This window comes from Variovorax sp. N23, assembly GCF_025486315.1.
Taxonomy (GTDB): Bacteria; Pseudomonadota; Gammaproteobacteria; order Burkholderiales; family Burkholderiaceae_C; genus Variovorax.
The window spans coordinates 1-1,334 of sequence record NZ_JAOOPY010000038.1 but is presented as its reverse complement, the minus strand read 5'-3'; the positions used below and the strand labels follow the sequence as shown (position 1 = coordinate 1,334).

General features: G+C 72.9%; 1 protein-coding gene and 1 pseudogene. Both read left to right on the top strand.

Annotation, left to right across the window (positions count from 1 at the left end; genetic code table 11):
- A pseudogene (locus tag N8A90_RS25335) lies at positions 1-95 on the top strand (cysteine dioxygenase); the annotation flags it as partial.
- Positions 92-1,334, top strand: a 1,243-nt coding sequence (locus tag N8A90_RS25330) for a rhodanese-like domain-containing protein (RefSeq protein WP_262078050.1), incomplete at its 3' end; no start/stop codon positions are given. The pseudogene N8A90_RS25335 and the gene N8A90_RS25330, both read left to right, overlap by 4 nt.

The following is a 1,334-nucleotide window of genomic DNA, read 5'->3' as shown; positions in this document are numbered from 1 at the left end:
CGGCCGAAGGCGGGCGCAAGCCCTTCGTCTCCGGCTATTCGAACGCCCTGCTGCCCAACCTGTGGGACCGCTCCGCCGAACTGCGCCACGCATGACCCTCTCGACCCTCTCCTTCGCCGATGTCCGGCGACACCTGCTCGCCCGCGACGAGATTGCGCTCATCGACCTGCGGGAAGAACACCCTTTCGCACAGGCGCACCCACTGTGGGCCGCGAACCTGCCGCTCGACCTGATCGAACGCGACGCGGCGCGGCGCATTCCACGGCGCGACACGCGGATCGTGCTGTACGGCGAACAGGACGGCGTCGACCGCGTGCCCCCCGCGGCCGAGCGCTTCGCAGCGCTGGGCTACACCAACGTGCACGCACTCGCAGGCGGGCTCGACGGCTGGCGAGCGGCCGGCGGCGAGCTGTTCCGCGATGTCAACGTGCCGAGCAAGTCCTTCGGCGAACTGGTCGAGCACGAGCGGCACACGCCCTCGCTGTCGGCGCAAGAGGTGAAGGCGCTGATCGACGCGAAGGCCGACGTGGTGGTGCTCGACGCCCGCCGCTTCGACGAGTACCGCACCATGAGCATCCCGGGCGCCACCAGCGTGCCGGGCGCCGAGCTGGTGCTGCGCGCCCGCGAACTCGCGCCCGACCCGAAGACGCAGGTCATCGTGAACTGCGCCGGCCGCACGCGCAGCATCATCGGCACGCAGTCGCTGGTGAATGCCGGCCTGCCGAACCCGGTGGCGGCCCTGCGCAACGGCACCATCGGCTGGAAGCTGGCCGGCCAGGTGCTCGACACCGGCGCGTCGCGCCGAGCGCCCGCGGTGAGTGCCGCCCGGCGCGCCCAGGCGCAGGCCGGCGCCCGCGCCGCGGCCGAGCGGGCCGGTGTGCGCTGGATCGCGTTCGATGCGCTGGGCACGCTGGCGTCGCCCACGCGCACCGTGTATCACTTCGACGTGCGAACGCCCGAGGAATACGCCGCCGGCCACCTGCCCGGCTTCGCCGGCGCCCCCGGCGGCCAGCTGGTGCAGGAGACGGACCACGCCGTGCCGGTGCGCGGCGCACGCATCGTGCTGGCCGACGACGACGGGGTGCGGGCGCCGATGACGGCGTCCTGGCTCGCGCAGATGGGTTGGGAGGTGGTCGTGGTCGACCCGCCGCCCCCCGCCAGCGCCTTCAGCGAAACCGGCGCGCCGGCGATCGCGCATTCGGTGGGGGCGCAGCGCTATCGCCGCCCCTACGAAGGCAACGACGCGCCGACCGAGGCCATGCAGGCCTACCTGGACTGGGAATTCGGCCTGGTCGCGCAACTGGCGCGCGACGGTACGCACCACTTCCAGGTGA